Source organism: Pandoraea pneumonica, from assembly GCF_049918595.1.
Classification (GTDB): Bacteria; Pseudomonadota; Gammaproteobacteria; order Burkholderiales; family Burkholderiaceae; genus Pandoraea; species Pandoraea pneumonica_A.
The window spans coordinates 1,228,623-1,250,140 of sequence record NZ_JBNCRZ010000001.1 but is presented as its reverse complement, the minus strand read 5'-3'; the positions used below and the strand labels follow the sequence as shown (position 1 = coordinate 1,250,140).

The window sequence follows — 21,518 nt, the reverse complement described above, 5'->3', positions numbered from 1 at the left end:
TCAGATGATCTCCAGGTCGGCGCGCAGGGCGCCCGAGGCCTTCATGGCCTGCAAAATCGACATCAGGTCCGCCGGGCTCGCACCGAGCGAGTTCAGCGCCTTGACCACGTCGGCGAGGTTGGCGCCCGCCTTGATCAGCTTGAGCGCGTTGTTCTCCTGTTGGACGGAGATTTGTGAATTCGGGGCCACCACCGTCTGCCCGCCCGAGAACGGCGCCGGCTGGCTCACATTGTTCTGCGTGTCGATCACCACCGACAGGTTGCCGTGCGCCACGGCGCACTGCTGGATCGTCACGTTCTGGTTCATCACGACCGACCCGGTGCGGGCGTTGATAATCACGCGCGCTGCCGAGTTGTCGGGCTTCACTTCGATGCTCTCCAACTGCGCGAGAAACTGCACGCGGGCCGACGGATCGGTCGGCGTGCGCAGCAAAATCACGCGGCCATCGAGTGCCTGTGCCGTGCTGTAGCCGAAGCGGCGGTTCACGGCGTCGACCACGCGCTGGGCAGTGGAGAAGTCGGTGGTGTTCAATTCCATTTGCAGCGTGCCCGGCTGACCGCCCATGGCGGTCGGCACACTGCGCTCGACGATGGCGCCATTCGGAATGCGGCCCGAAGCCAGCTGGTTGACCGTCACGCTCGACCCATTGGCCGACGCACCGGCACCGCCCACGAGCAGGTTGCCCTGCGCGAGCGCGTAGACCTGACCGTCCGGCCCCTTGAGCGGGGTCATGAGCAGCGTGCCGCCGCGCAGGCTCTTGGCGTTACCCATCGACGAGACGACGACGTCGATCGGCTGGCCGGGGCGCGTGAACGCGGGGAGCGTGGCCGTGACCATCACCGCCGCGACGTTCTTCAACTGCATGTTGGTGCCGGGCGCGACCGTAATGCCGAGCTGCGAGAGCATGTTCGTCATGCTCTGCACGGTAAACGGCGTCTGCGTGGTCTGGTCGCCCGAGTTGTCGAGACCGGCCACGAGACCGTAACCGATCAACTGGTTATCGCGCACGCCTTGAATCGACGCCAGTTCCTTGAGACGTTCGGCATGGGCCGCACCGGGGGCCAGCAACGCGAAACCGGCAGCGCCCGCGACGACCAGGGCGCTTGCGAGCGCACGAGCGTTCGGGCGGCGGCGAAGCGACTGGCGGGAAGTGGGCGCGTGGCGCGACAGGGACGGCATGATCGACATCAGAACGGCGAAACGTTAAGGAAGAAGCGCTGGAGCCAGCCCATGGTTTCGGCTTCGTTGATGTAGCCCTTACCACGGTATTCGATGCGCGCATCGGCCACCTGCGTCGAAGGCACGGTATTCGCGCCCGAAATCGTTTGCGGGCTGACGATGCCCGAAAACTTGATGTACTCCGTGCCCTGATTGATCGCGATCTGCTTCTCGCCAGCCACCGCGAGATTGCCGTTGCCGAGCACTTCCATCACGGTCACGGTGATCTGACCCGAGAACACGTTGTTGGCGTTGGCCGCGCCCTTGGCGTCAAACTTGTTCCCGCCGCTGGCATCGAGGGTCTGGTTGTTGAACACCCCGCCCACGACACCCGGCATCTGATTGAGCGCGAGCGTGCCGCTGCCGGCGCGGGTGGTGTTGGCTGCCGAATTCTTGCTCGCGGCCGTGTTCTCGTTGATCGTGATCGTCAGAATGTCGCCCACGTTACGCGGACGGCGGTCTTCGAAGAGCGGACGGTTCGAGTAGATCGGGCGATAGATCGAGCCTTCCGGATCGGCCGCCATCGGCGGGGGCGGCGGGCGCGTGGTGGTCGGGCCTTGCACCACCGGCTCTTGCGGCACGTAGGCGCAGCCCGCCAGACCGCTCAACATAGCGGCGGCCGCGAGCGCAAGGATCCGCGCGAGGCCTGCGCTACGTTGCGGGACGGTCGATTGAGCTGACATGTCTGCTTTCCTGAACACTTAAATGGCGGCAAAAATAACGGCAGCCGCCACTTACATCTGCGTCAGACGCTGAAGCATCTGATCGGACGCGGTCACGGCCTTCGAGTTGATTTCGTAGGCACGCTGCGCCTGAATCATGTTCACCAGTTCTTCCACCACGTTCACGTTCGACGTTTCGACGTAGTTCTGATTGAGAACGCCCGCGCCGTTGGTGCCCGGCTGCGCCACGTTCGGCGCGCCCGAGGCGGCCGTCTCGGCGTACAGGTTCTCGCCCATGCTTTGCAGGCCGGCGTTGTTGATGAACGTGGCGAGCTGGAACGTACCGATCTGCACGTTAGCCGTGCTGCCCGGCTGCGTCACCGACACCGTACCGTCGCGCGCGATGGTCAGCGACAGGGCGTTGGCGGGAATCGTGATCGCCGGTTGAATCGGGTAACCGGAAGACGTCACCAGTTGCCCGTTGTTGTCGACTTGGAACGAGCCGTCGCGCGTGTAGGCGGTCGTGCCGTCCGGCATGAGCACCTGGAAGAAGCCGTCGCCGTTGATGGCCACGTCTTTCGCGTTGCTCGTCGAGGTCAGGTTGCCCTGGGTGAAGATGCGCTCGGTCGCGGCCGGACGCACACCGGTACCCAGTTGCAGGCCCGAAGGCAGCAGCGTTTGCTGCGACGACTGCGCGCCGGGCTGGCGAATGGTCTGGTACAGCAAGTCCTCGAACACCGCACGGCCTTTCTTGAAGCCGTTCGTGCTGGTGTTGGCGAGGTTGTTCGAAATCACGTCCATGTTCGTCTGCTGGGCGTTCATGCCGGTAGCAGCGATGTAGAGCGAACGGATCATTTGGTGTTTCTCCCCGTGGTCGGTCGTGGCGCGCCTTGTGCGGCGCGCCGTCGGCCCGTTAGCTGAAGTTCAGCAACTGGTTGGCGGATTGTTCGTTGGTGTCGGCCGTTTGCAGCATCTTCATCTGCATCTCGAACGCGCGCGACTGCGAAATCATGTTCACCAGGCCACTGACCGGGTTCACGTTGCTGTTTTCGATCGAGCCCGCCACCACGACGACATTCGGGTCGACCTGCACCGGTGCGTTGTTGCCCGTACGGAACAAGCCGTCGTCGCCGCGCACCAGGTTGCCTTCCGGCGGATTGACCAGCTTCAATTGCCCCATCACCGCGATCGAGTTGGGCGGATCGCCCTGCCCCAGTGCGGAGATCGTGCCGTCGGTGCCGATGGTCACGGCGGCACCTGGCGGCACAGAGGCCGGACCGGCGTCGGTCATGACCGGCAGACCGTGCAGCGTGATCTGGCCGTCGGCCGTCATTTCGAGGTTGCCGCCACGGGTATAGGCTTCGCGGCCTTGCGCATCGCGCACGGCCAGCCAGCCTTGACCCTGAATGGCGACGTCGAGCGCGCGCCCCGTTTGCTGCATCGCGCCGGGCGTGAAATCGGTGCCCGGCGTCGAGGTCGTGACGAAGGTGCGCGTACCGGCGGCGCCGTCTTCAGCGCGCACCGGTACCTGACGGAACGACGCGAGCTGGGCCCGGAAGCCCGGCGTCGAGACGTTGGCCAGATTGTTGGCGGTGGTCGATTGCTGCTCCATCGCCTGCTTCGCGCCAGCCATGGCGATATAGATCAGACGATCCATCGACGCCCCTCCTTCAAGTTACGCATGCGCGCCGCTCCGCTTACAGGTTCACCATCGTTTGCATCAACTGGTCTTCCGTCTTGATCGTCTGCGCGTTGGCTTGATAGTTACGCTGCGCGGTGATCATGTGGACCAGTTCGGCGGTCAAATCGACGTTCGAGGCTTCGACAGCACCGGCTTGCAGCTTGCCCATGTTGGTGCCGCCCGGCACGCCGACGATGGGGATACCCGAGGCGGCCGACTCTTGCCAGAGGTTGTTGCCCATCGGGATCAGGCCTTGCACGTTGTTGAAGTTGGCCAGCGCCACTTGACCGAGCACCATCGACTGCGTGTTCGAATACGTGCCGACGATCGTGCCGTCCGCGTTGAACGTGAAGCCCGTCAGGCGACCCGACGTGTAGCCGTTCTGCGTGAGCGTGTTGGGCGTGTAGGTGTTGCCGTACTGCGTCGTGCCCGACAGGTTCATCGTGATGTTGCCAGCCGAGGCGCCGTTGCCGTACGCAATCGTCGGCAGCGTGATCGGGCCGGTGACAGCGGCGCCCGTCGAGTCGGTTTGCCCCGTGAGGCTACCGGCCGAGTTGAACGTGAGCGTGGCGACCGGGCCCGTGCCGATTTGCGTGGTGCCGTCGACCGAGGCGTAGACCTGCCACGTGGCGTTGTTCGTGGTCGGATCGACGGCCGACTTCTTGAAGTACAGGTTCACGTCGTGGGAATTGCCCAGCGAGTCGTAGACCTTGAGCGACGTGCCGTTCGTGTACGAGTTCGGATCGGTGATCGAGAACGTCGTGGTGTTCACCGCGCTGCGCGAGTCGAGGTTGAACTGACCGGTGATCGTGGTCGTAGCCGTCGGGGCCAGATCGCCCGTCGGGATTTGCAGCGGGACCGGCGAGACGCTGTTGATGATGCCGTTCGGGCCGGACAGATAGCCGGTCAGCTGGTCGCCGTTGGCGTCGACGATGTAGCCGTTCTTGTCGAGCGAGAACTGGCCGTTACGCGTGTAGGCGATGGTGCCGCCGTTCGAGACGCGGAAGAAGCCGTTGCCCGAGATCGCCAGGTCGAGCTGACGGTTCGTGACCGTGATGTCGCCCTGCGTGAACTGTTGCGCGATGTTCGACACACGCGTGCCGATACCGACCGTGTTGTTGCCGGCGCCGAACAGCGAGCTGGCGTAGATGTCGGCGAATTGCGCCTGACCTTGCTTGAAGCCGACGGTCGCCGCGTTGGCAACGTTGTTGCCGATGACGTCCAGGTCCTTGGAGGCGGCGTTCAGGCCGCTCAGTCCGGTCGAAAAGGCCATGGTGATACTCCTGAAATTCGGTTGACGACGCTATCGGTCGCGATAAAACGGTTAAAGACTGACTTCGCTTGTTATGTCGCTTGCTACGTATTCGGGTCTTACAAAATCTCGCGCACGTCGGAGAGCTTGATGTTCGAGCCCGTGCCCACGTTGAGCAGCGGCGCGCCGGTGGTGCTGGCCACCACGCTTTGCACCTGTGCATACGAGAGCAGCGTCGGCGTCATCGCCTTGCCGTTGGCCGAAGCCGTGACCGCCAGCGTGTACTTGCCGTCGGCCACCGCGTTGCCCGCGTCGTCCTTGGCGTCCCACGTGAGGGCTTGCACACCCGCGTCGAGGGCGCCCGCATTGACGGTGCGCACCACCTTGCCGGTGCTGTCCTTGATCTGGATCGTGACGGTGTCGGCGTCGCTCGGCAGCTCGAAGCCGAACGGCGTGGCCGTCTTCGTCACGGTGCCGTCGGTGGCCGTGGTGCTGCCCACGCCGATGTTGGTGCCCGGGATCAGCACGCCCTTGCCGACCAGCGCTGCGGCTTGCAGGCTCTGCGTCGAGTTGAGCTGCGAGGTCACCGACGAGAGCGTGGTGTTCAACTGGGTGATGCCCGAGACCGTGCTGATCTGCGCGAGCTGCGAGGTCACCTGCGAGTTGTCCATCGGGTTGAGCGGATCCTGATTGTTCATCTGGGCGACGAGCAATTTCAGGAAGCTGTTCTGCAAATCGTCTGCGCTGCCGGCCGACGATTTGGAGCTCGAGCTGCTGCTGTTGGCGGTGCCGTTGATCGAATCGAGGAAGTTCTGTGAGAAGTTCGACGCGTTCGATGTATTGATACTTGCCATTTCTGGTCTCCGCGCGGCTGCTTATTGGCCGACCGTGAGGGTTTTGAGCATCAGCGTCTTGGCGGTGTTGAGCGCCTCGACGTTGGCCTGATAGGAGCGGGAGGCGGAGATCATGTTGACCATCTCCTCCACCGGATTGACGTTGGGCATCGTGACGTAGCCCTGGGCGTTGGCCGCCGGGTTCTTCGGGTCGTAGACGGTCTTGAGCGGCGACGGGTCTTCGACCACCCCGGCCACCTTCACGCCACCGACTTCCGAGCCCGTCACCGGGTTGACCTGAAACACCACCTGCTTGGCGCGGTACGGCTGGCCGTCCGGGCCGGTCACCGACTCGGCGTTGGCCAGGTTGCTGGCGGTGACGTTCATGCGCTGCGACTGGGCCGTCATGGCCGAGCCGGCGACATCGAAAATGCTCATGAGTGGCATGGCGCTTACCCTTGACTCGTGATGGCCGCCAGCATCGTCTTGATCTGGCTGGAGAGGACCGTGAGGCCCGTTTGGTAGTGCACGGCGTTGTCGGCGAAGTTCACCCGTTCGGCGTCGAGCTCGACGGTGTTGCCGTCCACGCTTTGTTGATACGGCACGCGGTACATCAAATCGGGGCCGCCGATGGCAGGCGCCGGCGTAGTGGCGCGGGCTGCGATGTGGCGCGAGGAGGTGCGCGAGAGCGACACGCTCGACTCGGTGGCCAGTTGCTGCTGGGCGCCGCGCTCGACCGCCTGATTCAACGCGTTGTTGAAATCGAGGTCACGCGCTTTGTAGCCCGGGGTATCGGCATTGGCGATGTTCGAGGAAATGACTTCCTGACGATAGGCGCGCATGGCTAATGCCTGCTGATTGAACCGCATTGCCGCGTCCAGTTTGTCCATGATCTCGCCTCGCTCGATGCTTGCCTTGATGCCCGGTACTGCTGAATAAGTCGTCTGTGCGGCTCACGAGTGCGCGCAGACGGGATGCCCTGCCGGGTCCGGAAAAAGTACGGACCTTTTGGCATGCTTCGCATCGTATGCCTCACCCCCGATGTTCAATCGGAGGAATAGCAAGGGTATTGACCGCCATTTCGGCCCATGGCCCGGTGCCGGACGTCTCTAGAATGGCTTCCTGACGGCATCGGGCGGGGTTCGCCCCCCAGGCACAGGAACACTGCCCGGTGCTGTCGGCTTCTGACGAGGGGCGCGATGTCCCGGATGGTTGAAACGTGTGGCGCTCGCGCAAGCGTGCCGCGACGCGAAGGAGAGTGAGCATGGCTGGCAAGTTCGGCGGCAGTTCCGCCTTGGCCTTCCGCGCGCGACTGGCGCTGCGGGGTGGCCGGCGCTCGGCCGTACTGCGCTCCGGCCTGTTGGCATCGGTGCTGGTCTTGGCCGGTGCGCTGCCTGTGGCCTATGCGGCCAACGCCGGCATTGCGACGGACCCTTCTGCACAAAATCTCGGCGACACCCTTGGCCCTGGCGCTATCGTCATCCCCGGCAACAATGCCGCGGCGGGTGGTGTGGCGACGAACGTACCGGCGAATGTGCCGACGAATGCGCGGCCGGTCGCAACGGTCAATGCCAATCCCGGGTATCCGGCGAATGCCAACGGCGCTTACAGCACCAACGCAGGCGTCGCCACCGGACAGGGCGCGGCACCGCAGCCTGTCGCGACGGCGCAACCGGTCAATTCCCAGTTCCAGAACACCGAAGTCGTGCGGCAGACCGCCGAGCGGTTCTTGCGCGAGCAGACGACCGGCTTGCCCGGGCAAGTGAAGATCACCGTCGGGGACGCCGTCTCCGAGCGCATGCCCGCTTGCGGCGCGCTCGAGCCGTTCCTGCCGCCCGGCGCGCGCCTGTGGGGCTCGACGACCGTGGGTGTGCGTTGTGCGGGCGAGCGTCCGTGGACGCTCTATCTGCAAGCACGCGTGAGCATCACCGCGACCTATTTCGTAGCGGCGCGCCAGATCAATCCGGGCGAGACCATCGGCCCGAACGATTTGTCGCCGCGTCAGGGTGACCTGACCCTGCTGCCGCGCACCGTGGCTACCGACGCCGGACAAATTGTCGGCACCGTGGCGGTGAACCGAATTACGTCGGGCCTGCCGATCCGCTCCGACTTGCTGCGCAGTGCCATTGCCGTGCAGCAGGGCCAAACCGTGCGCGTAGTGACGCGTGGCACGGGCTTCGAAGTGAGCACCGAGGGCCAGGTGCTCTCGCGCGCCAGTGCGGGCGACCCGGTGCAGGTGCGCACACGGGCCGGTCAGGTCATTAGTGGCACCGTCAAGAGCAACAAACAAGGCAACATCGAGGTCGAGGTTGCACTGTAAGTAAGCATTTACTCTCAACAAGAATTTGCTGAATTCACCCGGGCACTTGAACTGGTAACAGGATGTTACTTGCCTAAAGTTATGGCGGATAATGCCGTTACACAGGCAGGTTTCTGGGGAAAGCACATGAAAATCGAACCACCCGCCAATCCGTTGAATGGCGTCGGCCCGGCAAAGGGCGCGGCGACCGATCGGACGAGCGTCGGCACTGCGAGCGCCGACGGCGCGGCTACGCCTGTGGCCGGCAGCGATGCGAACGTGAGCACGAGTCCGTTGTCGTCGGAGATGCGCGCCTTGCAAGCGGCGCTGGCTCAGACGGGGTCGGCCGATATCGACGTCGCCAAGGTGTCCGAGATCAAGCAAGCGATCGCGGAAGGGCGACTCACCATCGATCCGAGCAAAATTGCGGACGGCCTCATTTCGACCGCACGCGACCTGCTCTCTACGCAATCGAAGTCATGACAACCGAAGCCCTGCTGAACGCCCTCACCGCCGAGACGAACGCCATCAGTGCGTTCACGGCGTTGCTCGACGAGGAACAGCAGGCATTGGTGAGCGGCACGCTCGACGCGTTGCCCGAGCTGACCGAGCGCAAGACGCGCGCGGTCAGCGATCTCGCGGCACTTGGCCGCGAGCGCGATTCGCAGTTGCAAGCCTTGGGTTTTTCGCCGGATGAAGCGGGTGCTACGGCAGCGGCCGCCAGCGACGCGAATCTGGGCGCTGCGTGGCAAGCGCTGCTGGCTGCTGCTGCGGAGGCCAAGCGCGCCAACGACACGAATGGCGTACTTATCCGCACCCGTCTGACGTACACGCAGCAAGCGCTGAACGTGCTGTACGGCCCGGAACAAAACGCCCCCCTCTACGGCCCCGACGGCCGCACCACGCCGCGCTCTAGCGGTGGGAGTGTGACGGCGTAACCGCCTCACCACTCATCTGCATCTCGGCCAACACTTCGGCCACTACCTTCTGAATACCGTTCAGTGCGCCGTCTGGCGTGGCATCTAGCCACGACAACGACGGAAACTCGGCGCACAGGCCAACGTGCTCGTTGTCTTCTGGCGACCAGGTCAGTCGGTAGGTGTATTGGTCGGCGGCGGCAAGCGCCGAAAGCTGGCGGTGGGTTTTCGGGGGTGAAGTCATGCGGCAATGATGCCGGGATCGGTCACGGCGCTTCAACCGCGAATTGTCCGAAAAATCTTTGACTCGCAGCACGTCGGGGGCGGGGTGGCGTAATCTCCCGATCATCGGACTACCTAATACCCAGTCATGCCCGCATTTCTGCCCGATGTCATCGGTGTATCTGGCGCAGCACTCGTAGTGACGGCCTACCTCCTGAATCAAAGCGGCAAGCTCGCATCAACCCATTGGCACTTTCCCGCCATCAATCTCGTCGGCTGCGTTTTTATCTTGGTGCCTCTCGTCGGCAACCCCAATCCGGCATCCATATTGATCGAGATTTTTTGGGGTGCGATCAGTCTCTACGGATTGCAAAAAGCCCTCAGACGCTCACGCACCTGAGGGCTTTTCAATTCCGAACGAGGAAACGCTTTAACCCGCCGACGTCCAAGCCTTATCGCGCAGCGTCGCGCGCAAGCGCGAAATTGCCTGGCTGTGCAGTTGGCACACCCGCGACTCGCTCACTTCGAGCACCGCACCGATTTCGCGCAGGTTCAACCCCTGCTCGTAGTACAGGCTCATCAGCAACTTCTCGCGATCGGGCAGCCGGTCGATCGCATCGACCACGCCATGACGCAAGCCCTCGTCGAGCAGCATCGTGAGCGGATCCGCGCCCGGGTCCGCACAAATGCGGTCGATAAACGGCTCTTCGTCCGCCGATTCGAAATCTTCGTAATAGATCAGCTGACAGCCGTGCACATCCTGCAACATCTGCTGATACTCAGTCAGCCCGATCGACATCTCGCCCGCAATCTCGCTCTCGGACGGACCCCGCCCCAGCCGCTGCTCCAGCCGCTGCACCGCCTGCTCGATCTGACGCGCCGTCTTGCGAATGCCGCGTGACGCCCAATCCAGCTCGCGCAATTCATCGAGCATCGCACCGCGAATCCGCTGGCTCGCATACGTCTCGAACTGCGCGCCCTGCGTCTCCTGATACCGGTTCGCCGCATCGAGCAGCCCCAGCATGCCGGCCTGAATCAAATCCTCGAGCTCAACGCTCGCCGGCAGCTTCGCCATCAATTGCAGCGCCAGCCGGCGCACCAACGGCGCGTATTGGGTCAGCGTGTCGTTCGTGTCGACCTTCCCGCGCGCGGTATACATGTTTCCCTCCGCTTCCTCTCGACGCGTGCCGTGCGGCTCAGGCGCTGTGCGCAGGCAATGCGCCCACGCCATGCGCCATCTCGCCCACATCGGCCATGCCCGCAGCCACCGTCTCGCGCGCAGCCAACGGCCAATGCATCACCTGCGCCGCCAATTGACGATAGGCCACCGCCGCCGGTGCCATCGGGAACGCATCGACCACCGTACGCGTCAACTGACGCGCACGCAGTACCTGCCGATCCGTCGGCACATGCCCCGCCAGCTCCAGCGACACCGCCAGATACCGGCTCGCGGTCGTGGCCAAATTCCGGCACACCACTCGCGCTTCCACATCCTCGGCGCGGTTCACCAACACCCGGAACTGCGCCAATGCATATTCGAAATGCGCCTGCTTGATCCACGAGTACGCCCCCGTGATCGACGCCGGCTCACGCCCCAACACCACCAGCACGTCGTGGGCATGCGCCGCCAATGGGCTCAATAACGCCCCCGCATGCGTGCAATCGATCACCACCACATCCGGATCGCCCACCGTGAGCAACGGCATCGCCCGAAGCGGGTCGATGCGCTCAGGATGACGATGCGCCACCGGCACCAGCACGAAGTTATCGCGCGTGCTCACTCGCACGGCATCGGGCGAAACGCGCCCAGCCAGTACGTCGTGAATGTCGCCACGCAGCGGCAACCCCATCGCAGGCGCGGCATGACCGCTCTCGTCGGCCAGCACCACATCCTGACCGTGATGGGCCAGCGCGCTGGCCAGATTCAGGGCAACACTCGTCTGACCGGCTTCAGGCGTACTCCCCACCACAGCGACAACGCGCGTAGTATGGCGCGCCACCAACCGGCGCAGTCCTTCGGCTTGATCGAGTACGAGTTTAACCAAAGCAGGCCTCGCCTGAAGGTTGGGCGGGCGCAAACAGCCCGCTGTAATTAGGATCGACGCCGCGCACCACCGCCGGCAAATCTTCCTCCGACGGCACGAACGGCGAACCGGTCACCGGTGCCGACAACGCCGTATCGATCAGGAACTGCCGATCCGCCACGTGCAGATTCTCCGGCACGCGCTGCCCCGTCGACACGTAATGCACCGGCAGACGGTGACGAATCACCGTATCGAGCACCGAACCGAGGTTCGTCGTCTCGTCGAGCTTCGTCAGAATACACCCGGCCAGATCGCCGCCACCTTCCGCGCTCGCGCTACGGTACGCATGCACCACTTCGTTGAGCGTATCGCCATGACTCGTCGCATTGAGCAGCAATAGGCGCTGCACCGGCGTTTCCGCCCCGCACAGCATCGCCACTTGCTCCGGCACCGTGCGGTCGCGCTGGCTCATGCCCACCGTGTCGATCAACACCATATGCTTGTTGCGCAGCTCGGTGAGCGCCAGACGCAGATCGGTCGCGTCTTTCACCGCATGCACCGTCACGCCGAGAATCTTGCCGTAGATGCGCAGTTGCTCGTGCCCGCCGATACGATAGCTGTCGGTCGTGAGCAGGGCGAGCTTCTCGGCCCCGTGACGCATCACGCAACGCGCCGCGAGCTTCGCCGTCGTCGTGGTCTTGCCCACGCCGGTCGGACCCATCAGCGCATACACGCCGCCGCGATCCATCAATTCGTCTTCATTGGGCATGACGGGCAAGTTGCGCTTGAGCGCGTTCTTCACCCAGTCGAGCCCGGCGTCGCGGTCGCTGCCTTCCGGCAAATGTTCGAGTAGCGCGCGGCCCAGTTGCGCCGAGAACCCGGCGGCAAGCAGCGTGCGCAGAATCTCGCCCTGTGCCGGGGAGCGGCGCTGTTTGTCGTTCCACACCAGCCCCGCCACCTGCTCTTCGAGCAAGCCCCGCATGGACTGGAGCTCGCCCATCATGCTCTGCGCGAACGCGCTGGCCGCTGCGGCGTCTTGTGCGGAAGCCGCAGCAGAAACAGACGCGGCAGGCACGGCTGGCGTCGCCGCCACTGGCTGTGCGGGCTGCGCCGAACGCGGGCGTGGCCGATGGGTGGGCATGTCGCCCCCGGCCAGTGCGTCCAGATCTTCTTCCGCGAGCGCCACAATTTCAACGCCGTTGGCGACCGAGCGGTTGGACAACACGACCGCATCGGGTCCGATTTCCTCGCGAATCTGGCGCAGTGCGTCGCGGCACGTGCCCGCAAAGAATTTACGAATCTTCACGCTTGACCTCCGATGAGTGCCGTCATTTTCACGTTGCGTGTGTCAGGCACTTCCGCATACGACAGAACCTTGAGCTGCGGCAGGCTGCGGCGCAAGAAGCGCGAGAGCAGCGAACGCAGCGGATGTTGAACCAGCAAGACAGGTGGCAGCCCCTGACGCTCCTGACGCGTCACGGCAGCCTGTGTTTCGCGCAGCAGCGTGTCGGCGAGGCCCGGCTCCAGGCCGGTGCCACCGCCAGCAGACAACGCCTGCGTCAGAATGCGTTCGAGATTGGCGTCCAGCCCCACCACTTCGAGGTCGCCGTTGCCCGGGAAGACGCTCTGTGTGATCGCCCGGCCCAGCGACAGGCGCACCAGCGCCGTGAGTTCGTGCGGATCTTGCACCCGTGCACCGTGTTCCGAGATGGCATCGATGATGGTGCGCATGTCGCGAATCGGCACCTGCTCTTCGAGCAGATTCTGCAACACCTTTTGCAGCACGTTGAGCGTGACCGTCTTCGGCACCAGATCTTCGATGAGCTTCGGCGCATCTTTGCCGATCCGCTCGATAAGCTGCTGCACTTCCTGACGCCCCAACAATTCGTGCGCGTGACCGTTGATCAGGTGATTCAAGTGCGTGGCGACGACCGTACCGGCATCGACCACCGTGTAACCGTAAGCCTGCGCTTGATCGCGTTGCCCCACGTCGATCCACGTGGCGGGCAAACCGAACGCCGGGTCGCGCGTGGGCGTGCCTTGCAGCGGCGCACTCACCTGCCCCGGATCGATGGCGAGCAGTTGGCCCGGGTACGCTTCGCCTTCGCCGATGATCACGCCCTTGAGCGTGATGCGGTATTGATTGGGGCGCAGTTCCAGATTGTCGCGAATGTGCACCACCGGCGCGAGGAAGCCGATTTCCTGCGCGAATTTCTTGCGGATGCCCTTGATGCGCTTGAGCAGTTCGCCGTCCTGATTGCGGTCGACCAGCGGAATCAGGCGGTAACCGACTTCCAGCCCCAGCGGATCGACCAGTGCCACGTCGTCCCACGACGCTTCGGCCACTTCGGCGGGTGCGGAGGTCGCGACCGGCGTCGGACGCGTCGACTCTTGCTTGGCGCGCTCGGTGCGCTGGAACTGCCAACGGGCCAGTGCGCCCAGACCGACGGCCAGCACCAGGAAGGCAAAGTGCGGCATGCCCGGAATCAGGCCCATCAACCCAAGAATTGCGGCGGTAATGCCCAGCACGCGCGGGTTGTTGAACAGTTGCGAGACGACCTGCTGACCGATGTCTTCGTCGGTAGCCACACGCGAGACGACCACACCGGCGGCGGTCGAGATCACCAGCGCCGGAATCTGTGCGACCAGACCGTCACCGATCGTCAGCAGCGTGTAGTTCTTGGCTGCCGTGCCGATGTCCAGCCCGTGCTGCGCCACACCGACGATCAACCCGCCGACGATGTTGATGACCATGATCATCAAGCCCGCCACGGCGTCGCCGCGCACGAACTTCGATGCGCCGTCCATCGAGCCGTAAAAGTCGGCTTCTTGCGCGATTACCGTGCGGCGCTTGCGGGCTTCGTCTTCCCCGATCAGGCCGGCGTTCAGGTCGGCGTCGATAGCCATCTGCTTACCCGGCATGGCGTCCAAGGTAAAACGTGCGCCCACTTCGGCGATACGGCCCGCGCCCTTGGTAATCACCATGAAGTTGATGACCACCAGGATGATGAACACCACGATACCCACGGCGTAGTTGCCGCCCACCAGGAAGTGGCCGAACGCCTCGATCACCTTACCGGCCGCGTCGGGCCCGGTGTGACCTTCGAGCAGCACCACCCGCGTGGACGCCACGTTCAGCGACAGGCGCAACAGCGTGGAGAACAGCAGCACACTCGGGAACGCCGCGAAGTCGAGCGGCTTCTGGGTGTACATGCTCACCAGCAGCACCATCACCGCCAGCGCGATGTTGAACGTAAAGAGCAGATCCAGGATGAACGGCGGCAACGGAAGGATCATCATGCCCAGAATCATGACGATCAATACCGGCGCGGCGAGCGACTTCAGGTTGCCGCCGAGCAACGTTTGCGACGAGCGCAGAAACTGGTTCGCGCGAGGGTTGAGGTTCATTCGTTATGCTCCGGCGCGCGGCGGCGCGTCGAGTTCAGCCGGGACCGGCAGATCCGACGGGGTACGCGGCTCAGCGCCCCCCTCGTTACGCCAGCGGCGAAGCTGGAAGACCCACGCGAGCACTTCGGCCACTGCCGTATAGAGCGTGGCCGGGATTTCATGACCGATTTCCACGTGCTTGTGCAGCGCACGGGCGAGCGGCGGGGCTTCGAGAATCGGAATGCGATGCTCCACGCCCATTTCACGGATGCGTTGCGCGACCAGATCGGTGCCCTTGGCGAGCACGCGCGGTGCGCGCATGTTGTCTTTGTATTCCAGCGCGACGGCAAAGTGCGTCGGGTTGGTGACGATCACGTCGGCCTTCGGCACGTCCTGCATCATGCGCCGGCGCGCCGCCTGGCGCTGCAACTGGCGGATTTGCGCCTTGACGTGCGGATCGCCCTCGGTTTCCTTGTTTTCCTGGCGCACTTCCTCTTTGGTCATGCGCAGTTTCTTGTAGTGCTGCCAGAGCTGGAACGGAATATCGATGGCCGCCACCAACAGCAGCGACATGACGATGAACGCGCAGCACACCACGATCATCTCGCCCACGTGCGGCAGTGCCACGCGCGGCGACTGGGTCATCAGGCCCATCACGGCGTCGCGGTCACGGGCAATCGCCCAGTAGGCCACCGAGCCGACGAGTAGCGTCTTGGCGATCGCCTTGATCAGTTCGACCAGCCCCTGCGTAGAAAACATGCGGCCCAGCCCCTTGAGGGGGTTGAGGCGGCCGAAATTGGGGGCAAGCGATTTGGTGGTGAAGAGCCAGCCGCCCAGTGCCATGGGCGCAGCCAGAGCGGCCAGCACGAGCAGGCCGAGCAGCGGGGCGATGACCATGAGGGCGTCGGCGCCCGAGTGGGCGGCATTGGCCAGCATGCGATGGGTGTCGAGCGCGGTGCCCGGCTCGAATTGCATGCCGTGGCGCATCAACTGGGCGAAGCCTTGCGAGATACGGTCGGCGGTCATCCACATCCCGGCGACACCGGCAGCTAGCAAGGCAAAGGTGGATAGCTCGCGCGAACGCGCAACCTGCCCCTCCTCGCGCGCCTTTTCAAGACGCCGGGGAGACGCGGGTTCCGATTTTTCGAGATCGCTTTCCTCAGCCATGCCCTATCCACGTCGGGCGGACAGACCCACCCTATCCCGACCGATTATGTCCGTAACCGTCAAGACACAAAGGGGGGAATAGAGGCGGGAATGGGCGGTATTTCAGAACCCGAGGCTGGCGAGCAGGTCGTCGACCTGTCCTTGATCGGACACGATGTCCGTGCGACCTTCTTTTTTGATCTGCGGACCGTTGAGCAGAGAGTCTTCCGCTTCCTTGCGCTTTTCCGGCGGCATGTTCTCGAGCAGCGTCTGGAGCAGATGCTTCTCGATCTCCTGCACCACTTCCATGATCTTCTTGATGACCTGTCCGGTCAGATCCTGGAAGTCCTGCGCCATCATGATTTCCATCAGATGGGCATTGGTCTCGCGGGTGTCTTCGGGCACCCGACGCAGGTAACCGCGCGTCTCGGTGACCAGCTTGCGCGCGTCTTCGAGTTCGAGCGGCTGGTCGAACCACTTGGCCCAGCGCTCGTCGAGCGCGTTGGCGTCGGCTTCGAGACGGTCCTGAATCGGCTTGGCCAGCTCGATCGCGGTGAGCGCACGCACGGCGGCCTGTTCCGTCATGGTCGCGACGTAGTTCAATCGGTCGCGCGCATCCGGAATTGCCTCAGCGGCTTGCTCGAGTTGTTTGTCCAGGCCGAGTTCGCGCAGATTGTCGCGCAGCATGCGCGTCAATTGCCCGATGCGCATGAGCATGCGCTCGGCCGGGTCTCCTGCCGGCGCGGCCCCGTTGGGCTCGACCGGCCATTCAGTGCTCGCCTCGTGGGTCACGCTCAGGCCCCCGTTTTTTCCATTTTCTCGAAGATCTTGCCCAGCTTCTCATCGAGTGTCGCGGCCGTGAACGGCTTGACCACGTACCCGCTCGCACCGGCTTGGGCGGCGGCGATGATGTTTTCCTTCTTGGCTTCGGCGGTCACCATGAGCACCGGCAGCTTCGAGAGGTTCGGATCGGCACGAATCTGCTGGAGCATCGTCAGGCCGTCCATGTTCGGCATGTTCCAGTCCGAGACCACGAATTCGAAACTGCCGCCGCGCAGCTTGGCAAGCGCCGCCGCACCGTCTTCGGCCTCGTCGACGTTCGAGAAACCCAGCTCCTTGAGCAGGTTTCGCACAATCCGGCGCATCGTCGGGAAATCGTCGACGACCAGAAACTTCATGTTCTTGTCTACCATCATCACTCCAATTCGGCCGGCGCCCCTTGGGGGCCCGGCGCCATTTCATGGGGCCTTGCACGCAGCATCTCAGTGCCCTGAGTGCCCGCAAACCATGCGAAGCACACTGCGCGAAGCGCCCTACTATACTCGTTGCGTGCGTTCGCCAAATTTCGCGACTTGATGCAGCACTTTGCGTGCCATCTCCGAGAGCGGCACGACCTCTTCGGCCCCGCCCATCGCAATGGCTTCACGCGGCATGCCGAACACGATACAGCTCGCTTCGTCCTGCGCAAACGTGTGCGCGCCAGCCCGGCGCATCTCCACCAGGCCCGCTGCACCGTCGCGGCCCATCCCCGTGAGGATCACCCCGATCGCGTTGCGCCCGGCGTGTACCGCCGCGGAGCGAAACAATACATCGACCGACGGCCGATGTCGATTCACTGGCGGCGCCGGATCGAGCACGGCCACATAGTTCGCCCCGCTGCGCGAGAGCTGCAAGTGCGTGTCGCCACCCGGCGCGATGTACGCGTGCCCCGGCAGCACACGCTCGCCGTGTTCGGCTTCCTTCACCGTGATGCGGCAAAGTCCGTTCAGGCGCTGCGCGAACGACTTGGTAAAGCCGGCCGGCATGTGTTGCGTAATCAGAATGGCGGGCGCATCGGGCGGCATCGGCACGAGCACTTCGCGAATCGCTTCGGTGCCGCCGGTCGACGCGCCGATGATGATCAGCTTTTCGGTCGACACGAGCGGGTTGCGCAGCAACGGCGCCGCTTCGATCGGTGCGGGTGCGGCGCTCTTGGGCGGTGCGCTGCGCACGCGAGCCCGCGCCGCGCCACGAATCTTGTCGGCAATCATCTCGCCGTACTCGAGCATGCCGTCGCGAATACCCAGACGTGGCTTGGTCACGAAGTCGACCGCGCCCAATTCCAGCGCGCGCAGCGTGACTTCCGAGCCGCGCTCGGTCAGCGACGACACCATGAGCACCGGCATCGGACGCAGACGCATGAGCTTCTCGAGAAAATCGAGCCCGTCCATGCGCGGCATTTCGACGTCGAGCGTGAGCACGTCGGGGTTGTGCTGCTTAATCAGATCGCGCGCGACCAGCGGGTCGGGTGCGGTCGCCACGACAGTCATGTCCGGTTGCGCATTGATGATCTCGGTCATCAGGCTACGCACGAGTGCGGAATCGTCCACGCACAGGACTTTGATAGGTTCGCTCAAGCCTCCTCCATTTTTCGGTTGTCAGGCCCCGGCCGAGGCTTGGCGGTTCTGGCCGGTGGCGCAAAGAGTTCTACGGAGCCCCGTACTTCGCGCGTGCGCAGTCGCTGCGCATACGCCTGTTCGCGCTGAGCGATCGCCGGATCTCCGCGATCGCCCAGCTTCTTGACCATCACCCGACCTGTGCGCGGCAAAAAACACACCTTGCGCGGATGCGGTCCGAGCAGATCCTGCGCGGTCACGCGAATCTGCTCGGTCTCGAGGTAGCGCAACACAAAGTTCGCGTTGCGATCCCCGATGTTCAATGTGGTCATGCCTGCGAGCACGGCCCCGCCGCCAAATACCTTGGCTTCGAGCCGTTCGCGGCGTGCCCCCAATTTGATCAACTCGTTGATGAGCATTTCCATCGCGTATGCGCCATAGCGCATCGACGCCGAGAGCAGCCGGTCGCGGTCGCTCTCGCCGTCGTCGGGCAGCATGAAGTGATTCATGCCGCCAATGCCCGTCACGTTGTCGCGCACACACGCGGCAACGCACGAACCCAGCACCGTCACGAGCATGATGTCTTCGGTCGTGACGAAGTATTCCGACGGCAGCAATTTGACCGCGCGCGTGTTGAACGCGTTGTCGAAATAGTGATTCGTCGCGAGGGCTTCGGCCAGCGGCTGCGCCATGTCAGGCTCCCTTCGCTCCGGTGCCAGCCAGCTCGTACACCGTCTGCCCGCGCAGACGGAACGCCCGGCTCACATACGTGAAATTCTCGGAGTGCCCAGCGAAGAGCAGCCCGTCCGGTTTGAGCAACGGCACGAAGCGCTCGAGAATGCGCGCCTGCGTCGCCTTGTCGAAATAGATCATCACGTTACGGCAGAAGATGACGTCGAACGGCCCGCCGATTTGCCAAGACGGCGCGAGCAAATTGAGCGGTGCGAACGTGACCAGTTGCTGCAATTCAGGCCGCACTTTGATCTTGCCCGCATTGCCGCCCGTGCCGCGCAGGAAGTGGCGACGCAACTGTTCCTGCGAAAGCTTGCCGGTTTGCTCGCCGTTGTACACGGCAGCCGAAGCGCGCGCCAGCACTTGCGTGTCGACGTCGGTCGCCAGCACGCTGGCATTGGGCCGCGAGCCCAGCGTATCGACCAGCGTCATCGCGATCGAATAAGGCTCTTCGCCGGTCGAGGCAGCGCAGCACCAAATCGAGATCGGCTTGGCGCGGTTGCGAATGAAGTCGGCGAGCAGCGGGAAGTGATGCGACTCGCGGAAGAACGACGTGAGGTTGGTGGTGAGCGCGTTGGTGAACGACTCCCACTCGCTGTCGCCGGTGTCGGCCTCGAGCATGTCGAGGTATTCGGTGAAGCTCGTCATGCCCAGCGCGCGAAGACGCCGGGCGATGCGACTGTAGACCATCTCGCGCTTGTGTTCGGCGAGTGCGATGCCCGCACGCTGATAGATCAGGTTGCGAATGCGGCTGAAGTCGGCCAGCGAGAACGCGAAGTCGCGCTCGCCCGAGAGCGCCGCCCCGCTGGCACGGGCAAATTCCGTGCTGCGGCTATCGCCCCCCTCGTTGCCGAGAGTATTGCGACGCGTCAGATGCGAGGGGGTGCGCGAATCAGTCATGGAGTTTCACCGGCGTCAGTAGCTCGCCTTATGCCGCGCGAGCGAACGGTTGCGGCGCGCTGTCGCGACGCGAGGCACTCATCGCGTGCACGCTGGCGCTACCTGCCGCGCTCGTCTGGAACACCGAGACCGCAGCGCGCAGTTCGTGCGCTTGCGATTCCAATGCCCCGGCGGCCGCAGCCGCCTCTTCCACGAGTGCTGCATTCTGTTGCGTGACTTCGTCCATCTGGGTCACGGCACGATTGACCTGCTCGATGCCGCTCGACTGCTCGGCCGACGCCGCCGAGATCTCACCCATGATGTCGGTCACGCGTTTGACGGCCTGCACGATCTCTTCCATCGTCTGGCCCGCCTGCGCCACGAGCGACGTGCCGTCCGACACACGACGCGACGACTCTTCGATCAGCGCCTTGATTTCCTTGGCGGCCGAAGCGCTGCGTTGCGCCAGCGTGCGCACTTCGCCAGCGACCACGGCGAAGCCGCGGCCTTGTTCGCCTGCACGCGCAGCTTCCACGGCAGCGTTCAGCGCGAGAATGTTGGTCTGGAACGCAATGCCATCGATCACGCTAATGATGTCGACGATCTTGCTGGAGCTGGCGGAAATGCCTTCCATCGTGGCACCGACCTGCCCGGCGACCTGACCGCCACGCGAAGCGATTTCGGAGGCATTCACCGCGAGTTGGCTCGCCTGACGCGCGTTGTCGGCGTTCTGACGGACGGTAGCGGTGAGTTGCTCCATGGACGAAGCGGTTTCTTCCAGCGAGGCGGCTTGCTGTTCGGTGCGGGCCGATAAATCGGTGTTGCCCGCCGCGATCTGCTGCGCCGCGGTCGTGATCGACTCGGTGCCCTGACGGATCTGCCCGATGGTTTCGGCGAGCGTGTGCTGCATGCGCTGCATGGCGAACAGCAGGCTGGCGTTGTCGCCAGCGGCCACATGCACATGACTTTGCAAGTCGCCGCCCGCAATGCGCTGGGCGATTTCCGCTGCATATTCCGGCTCACCGCCGAGGCTGCGCTGCACGTTGCGGATGATCGCGATCATGGCGGCCGTGACGACACCGCCGATCAGCAGTAGCGCCACGCCGAAACGCAGCAGCGTCGCGAAGAAGGCATCGTCGACGTCCTGCACGTAGACGCCGCTCATCATGCCCCAGTCCCACGGCGCGAAATACTTCACGAACGAGAGCTTGGCCATGCGCTTGTCGCTGCCGGCCACTCGCCCGTAGTAATCGACAAAGCCCGCGCCCTTGCCTTTGGCCACGTTGGCCATTTCGACATAGAGGAGCTTGCCGTTCGAATCCTTGTAGGTGGAGACATCCTTGTTCACCAGATCGGCGAGCGTCGGGTGCATGAGCACGGTCGGCTTGGTGTCGAAGATGACCACATAGCCGTTGGCACCTTCGCCGTAGCGCATCACCTTCAGGCGAGCCATCGCCTGCTGGCGGGCTTCAGCGTCGGTCATCTTGCCTGCGGCGGCCTGCGCGGCGTAGTCGCGCACGATGCCGTCGGCCGTGGTGACGATGTCTTGCACCGCCGCACGCCGTTCGGCCAACATCGTGCCGCGCTCGTGCCACGCCGCCCAACCACCGAGAAATAACAGACCCAGCCACATCAGCGCGAGCGCGGACCAGAGTTTTGCCTTGAGACTCAACTGCTTCATGATGTGACCCTCCACTACCGGCTCGCCGTCGCGCGGACATTGTGTCCCGCACGCTTGGCGGCTTTTGTCTTACCCATTGTTGCCACTTACCGACACGCGTCTTCTCGGAGGCGAGACCTGCTGTCTCCGGGAAGGCGCGTGCACCGTTCCTATAGTTGCTGCGTGTGTTGCACGTGCTGCTTGCGTTGCGGTAGTGCGTTGTTTAGCTGA

General features: G+C 63.9%; 23 protein-coding genes and 1 pseudogene. 4 read left to right on the top strand and 20 right to left on the bottom strand.

Annotated elements, in window-relative coordinates:
* From ACPWR9_RS05720 to flgB, 8 genes are all read right to left on the bottom strand, one after another.
* On the bottom strand, positions 1–1,188 hold the full coding sequence (locus ACPWR9_RS05720) for a flagellar basal body P-ring protein FlgI (protein WP_150679368.1): 1,188 nt from the start codon (positions 1,186–1,188) through the stop codon (positions 1–3).
* The gene (locus ACPWR9_RS05715) at positions 1,188–1,901 is read right to left on the bottom strand and encodes a flagellar basal body L-ring protein FlgH (protein WP_426296107.1); all 714 of its coding nucleotides are present in this window, start codon (positions 1,899–1,901) and stop codon (positions 1,188–1,190) included. The genes ACPWR9_RS05720 and ACPWR9_RS05715 overlap by 1 nt, the downstream gene beginning before the upstream one ends.
* Positions 1,902–1,952: 51 nt before the next feature.
* Complete coding sequence (gene flgG / locus ACPWR9_RS05710) at positions 1,953–2,735, bottom strand: flagellar basal-body rod protein FlgG (RefSeq protein ID WP_150679370.1); 783 nt, start codon at positions 2,733–2,735, stop codon at positions 1,953–1,955.
* 58 nt (positions 2,736–2,793) lie between these two features.
* Positions 2,794–3,537: a flagellar basal body rod protein FlgF gene (locus tag ACPWR9_RS05705; protein WP_426296108.1), complete on the bottom strand. Its 744-nt coding sequence runs from the start codon at positions 3,535–3,537 to the stop codon at positions 2,794–2,796.
* A 40-nt stretch (positions 3,538–3,577) separates the two neighbouring features.
* Complete coding sequence (flgE, locus tag ACPWR9_RS05700) at positions 3,578–4,834, bottom strand: flagellar hook protein FlgE (protein ID WP_426296109.1); 1,257 nt, start codon at positions 4,832–4,834, stop codon at positions 3,578–3,580.
* A 98-nt stretch (positions 4,835–4,932) separates the two neighbouring features.
* A complete protein-coding gene (gene flgD / locus ACPWR9_RS05695; RefSeq protein ID WP_150679373.1) occupies positions 4,933–5,667 on the bottom strand; it encodes a flagellar hook assembly protein FlgD in 735 nt (244 codons plus the stop codon).
* A 21-nt stretch (positions 5,668–5,688) separates the two neighbouring features.
* Entirely contained in the window at positions 5,689–6,093 is a 405-nt protein-coding gene (gene flgC, locus ACPWR9_RS05690; RefSeq protein WP_150679374.1) for a flagellar basal body rod protein FlgC, read from the bottom strand.
* A 5-nt stretch (positions 6,094–6,098) separates the two neighbouring features.
* Positions 6,099–6,539: a flagellar basal body rod protein FlgB gene (gene flgB, locus ACPWR9_RS05685; RefSeq protein WP_426296612.1), complete on the bottom strand. Its 441-nt coding sequence runs from the start codon at positions 6,537–6,539 to the stop codon at positions 6,099–6,101.
* 371 nt (positions 6,540–6,910) lie between these two features.
* On the opposite strand from flgB, the gene flgA reads away from it, so the two are divergent.
* From flgA to ACPWR9_RS05670, 3 genes are all read left to right on the top strand, one after another.
* Positions 6,911–7,966 (top strand): flagellar basal body P-ring formation chaperone FlgA, encoded by a 1,056-nt coding sequence (gene flgA / locus ACPWR9_RS05680; protein WP_426296110.1) that lies wholly within the window; start codon positions 6,911–6,913, stop codon positions 7,964–7,966.
* A 126-nt stretch (positions 7,967–8,092) separates the two neighbouring features.
* Positions 8,093–8,428, top strand: a complete 336-nt coding sequence (gene flgM / locus ACPWR9_RS05675; protein ID WP_150679377.1) for a flagellar biosynthesis anti-sigma factor FlgM — start codon at positions 8,093–8,095, stop codon at positions 8,426–8,428.
* A complete protein-coding gene (locus ACPWR9_RS05670; RefSeq protein ID WP_426296111.1) occupies positions 8,425–8,883 on the top strand; it encodes a flagella synthesis protein FlgN in 459 nt (152 codons plus the stop codon). Before flgM ends, ACPWR9_RS05670 begins: the two co-directional genes overlap by 4 nt.
* Here the strand turns inward: ACPWR9_RS05670 and ACPWR9_RS05665 are convergent.
* Positions 8,882–9,106 (bottom strand): annotated as a pseudogene (locus tag ACPWR9_RS05665) (hypothetical protein); the annotation flags it as partial. The gene ACPWR9_RS05670 and the pseudogene ACPWR9_RS05665 sit on opposite strands and share 2 nt — an antisense overlap.
* A gap of 126 nt (positions 9,107–9,232) precedes the next feature.
* On the opposite strand from ACPWR9_RS05665, the gene ACPWR9_RS05660 reads away from it, so the two are divergent.
* Entirely contained in the window at positions 9,233–9,484 is a 252-nt protein-coding gene (locus tag ACPWR9_RS05660; protein ID WP_426296112.1) for a CBU_0592 family membrane protein, read from the top strand.
* A 30-nt stretch (positions 9,485–9,514) separates the two neighbouring features.
* Here the strand turns inward: ACPWR9_RS05660 and ACPWR9_RS05655 are convergent, their stop codons facing one another.
* From ACPWR9_RS05655 to ACPWR9_RS05605, 11 genes are all read right to left on the bottom strand, one after another.
* Positions 9,515–10,243, bottom strand: coding sequence for an RNA polymerase sigma factor FliA (locus ACPWR9_RS05655; protein ID WP_150679379.1), 729 nt, complete (start codon positions 10,241–10,243; stop codon positions 9,515–9,517).
* 37 nt (positions 10,244–10,280) lie between these two features.
* Complete coding sequence (locus ACPWR9_RS05650; RefSeq protein WP_426296113.1) at positions 10,281–11,129, bottom strand: MinD/ParA family ATP-binding protein; 849 nt, start codon at positions 11,127–11,129, stop codon at positions 10,281–10,283.
* Positions 11,122–12,414, bottom strand: coding sequence for a flagellar biosynthesis protein FlhF (gene flhF, locus ACPWR9_RS05645; protein WP_426296114.1), 1,293 nt, complete (start codon positions 12,412–12,414; stop codon positions 11,122–11,124). Before flhF ends, ACPWR9_RS05650 begins: the two co-directional genes overlap by 8 nt.
* Complete coding sequence (gene flhA / locus ACPWR9_RS05640; protein WP_426296115.1) at positions 12,411–14,516, bottom strand: flagellar biosynthesis protein FlhA; 2,106 nt, start codon at positions 14,514–14,516, stop codon at positions 12,411–12,413. Before flhA ends, flhF begins: the two co-directional genes overlap by 4 nt.
* A gap of 3 nt (positions 14,517–14,519) precedes the next feature.
* Positions 14,520–15,662, bottom strand: a complete 1,143-nt coding sequence (gene flhB, locus ACPWR9_RS05635) for a flagellar biosynthesis protein FlhB (RefSeq protein ID WP_150679383.1) — start codon at positions 15,660–15,662, stop codon at positions 14,520–14,522.
* 102 nt (positions 15,663–15,764) lie between these two features.
* On the bottom strand, positions 15,765–16,439 hold the full coding sequence (cheZ, locus tag ACPWR9_RS05630; protein ID WP_426296613.1) for a protein phosphatase CheZ: 675 nt from the start codon (positions 16,437–16,439) through the stop codon (positions 15,765–15,767).
* Positions 16,436–16,834 carry a chemotaxis response regulator CheY gene (gene cheY, locus ACPWR9_RS05625; protein ID WP_042113604.1) on the bottom strand — a complete coding sequence of 133 codons (399 nt, stop codon included), beginning with the start codon at positions 16,832–16,834 and terminating at the stop codon, positions 16,436–16,438. The genes cheZ and cheY overlap by 4 nt, the downstream gene beginning before the upstream one ends.
* 123 nt (positions 16,835–16,957) lie before the next feature.
* Positions 16,958–18,037 carry a protein-glutamate methylesterase/protein-glutamine glutaminase gene (locus ACPWR9_RS05620; RefSeq protein ID WP_426296116.1) on the bottom strand — a complete coding sequence of 360 codons (1,080 nt, stop codon included), beginning with the start codon at positions 18,035–18,037 and terminating at the stop codon, positions 16,958–16,960.
* The gene (gene cheD / locus ACPWR9_RS05615; RefSeq protein WP_150679386.1) at positions 18,034–18,708 is read right to left on the bottom strand and encodes a chemoreceptor glutamine deamidase CheD; all 675 of its coding nucleotides are present in this window, start codon (positions 18,706–18,708) and stop codon (positions 18,034–18,036) included. Before cheD ends, ACPWR9_RS05620 begins: the two co-directional genes overlap by 4 nt.
* Before the next feature lies 1 nt (position 18,709).
* The gene (locus ACPWR9_RS05610; protein ID WP_426296117.1) at positions 18,710–19,648 is read right to left on the bottom strand and encodes a CheR family methyltransferase; all 939 of its coding nucleotides are present in this window, start codon (positions 19,646–19,648) and stop codon (positions 18,710–18,712) included.
* 28 nt (positions 19,649–19,676) lie between these two features.
* Positions 19,677–21,308: a methyl-accepting chemotaxis protein gene (locus ACPWR9_RS05605; RefSeq protein WP_426296118.1), complete on the bottom strand. Its 1,632-nt coding sequence runs from the start codon at positions 21,306–21,308 to the stop codon at positions 19,677–19,679.
* Between the last annotated feature and the right edge of the window lie 210 nt (positions 21,309–21,518).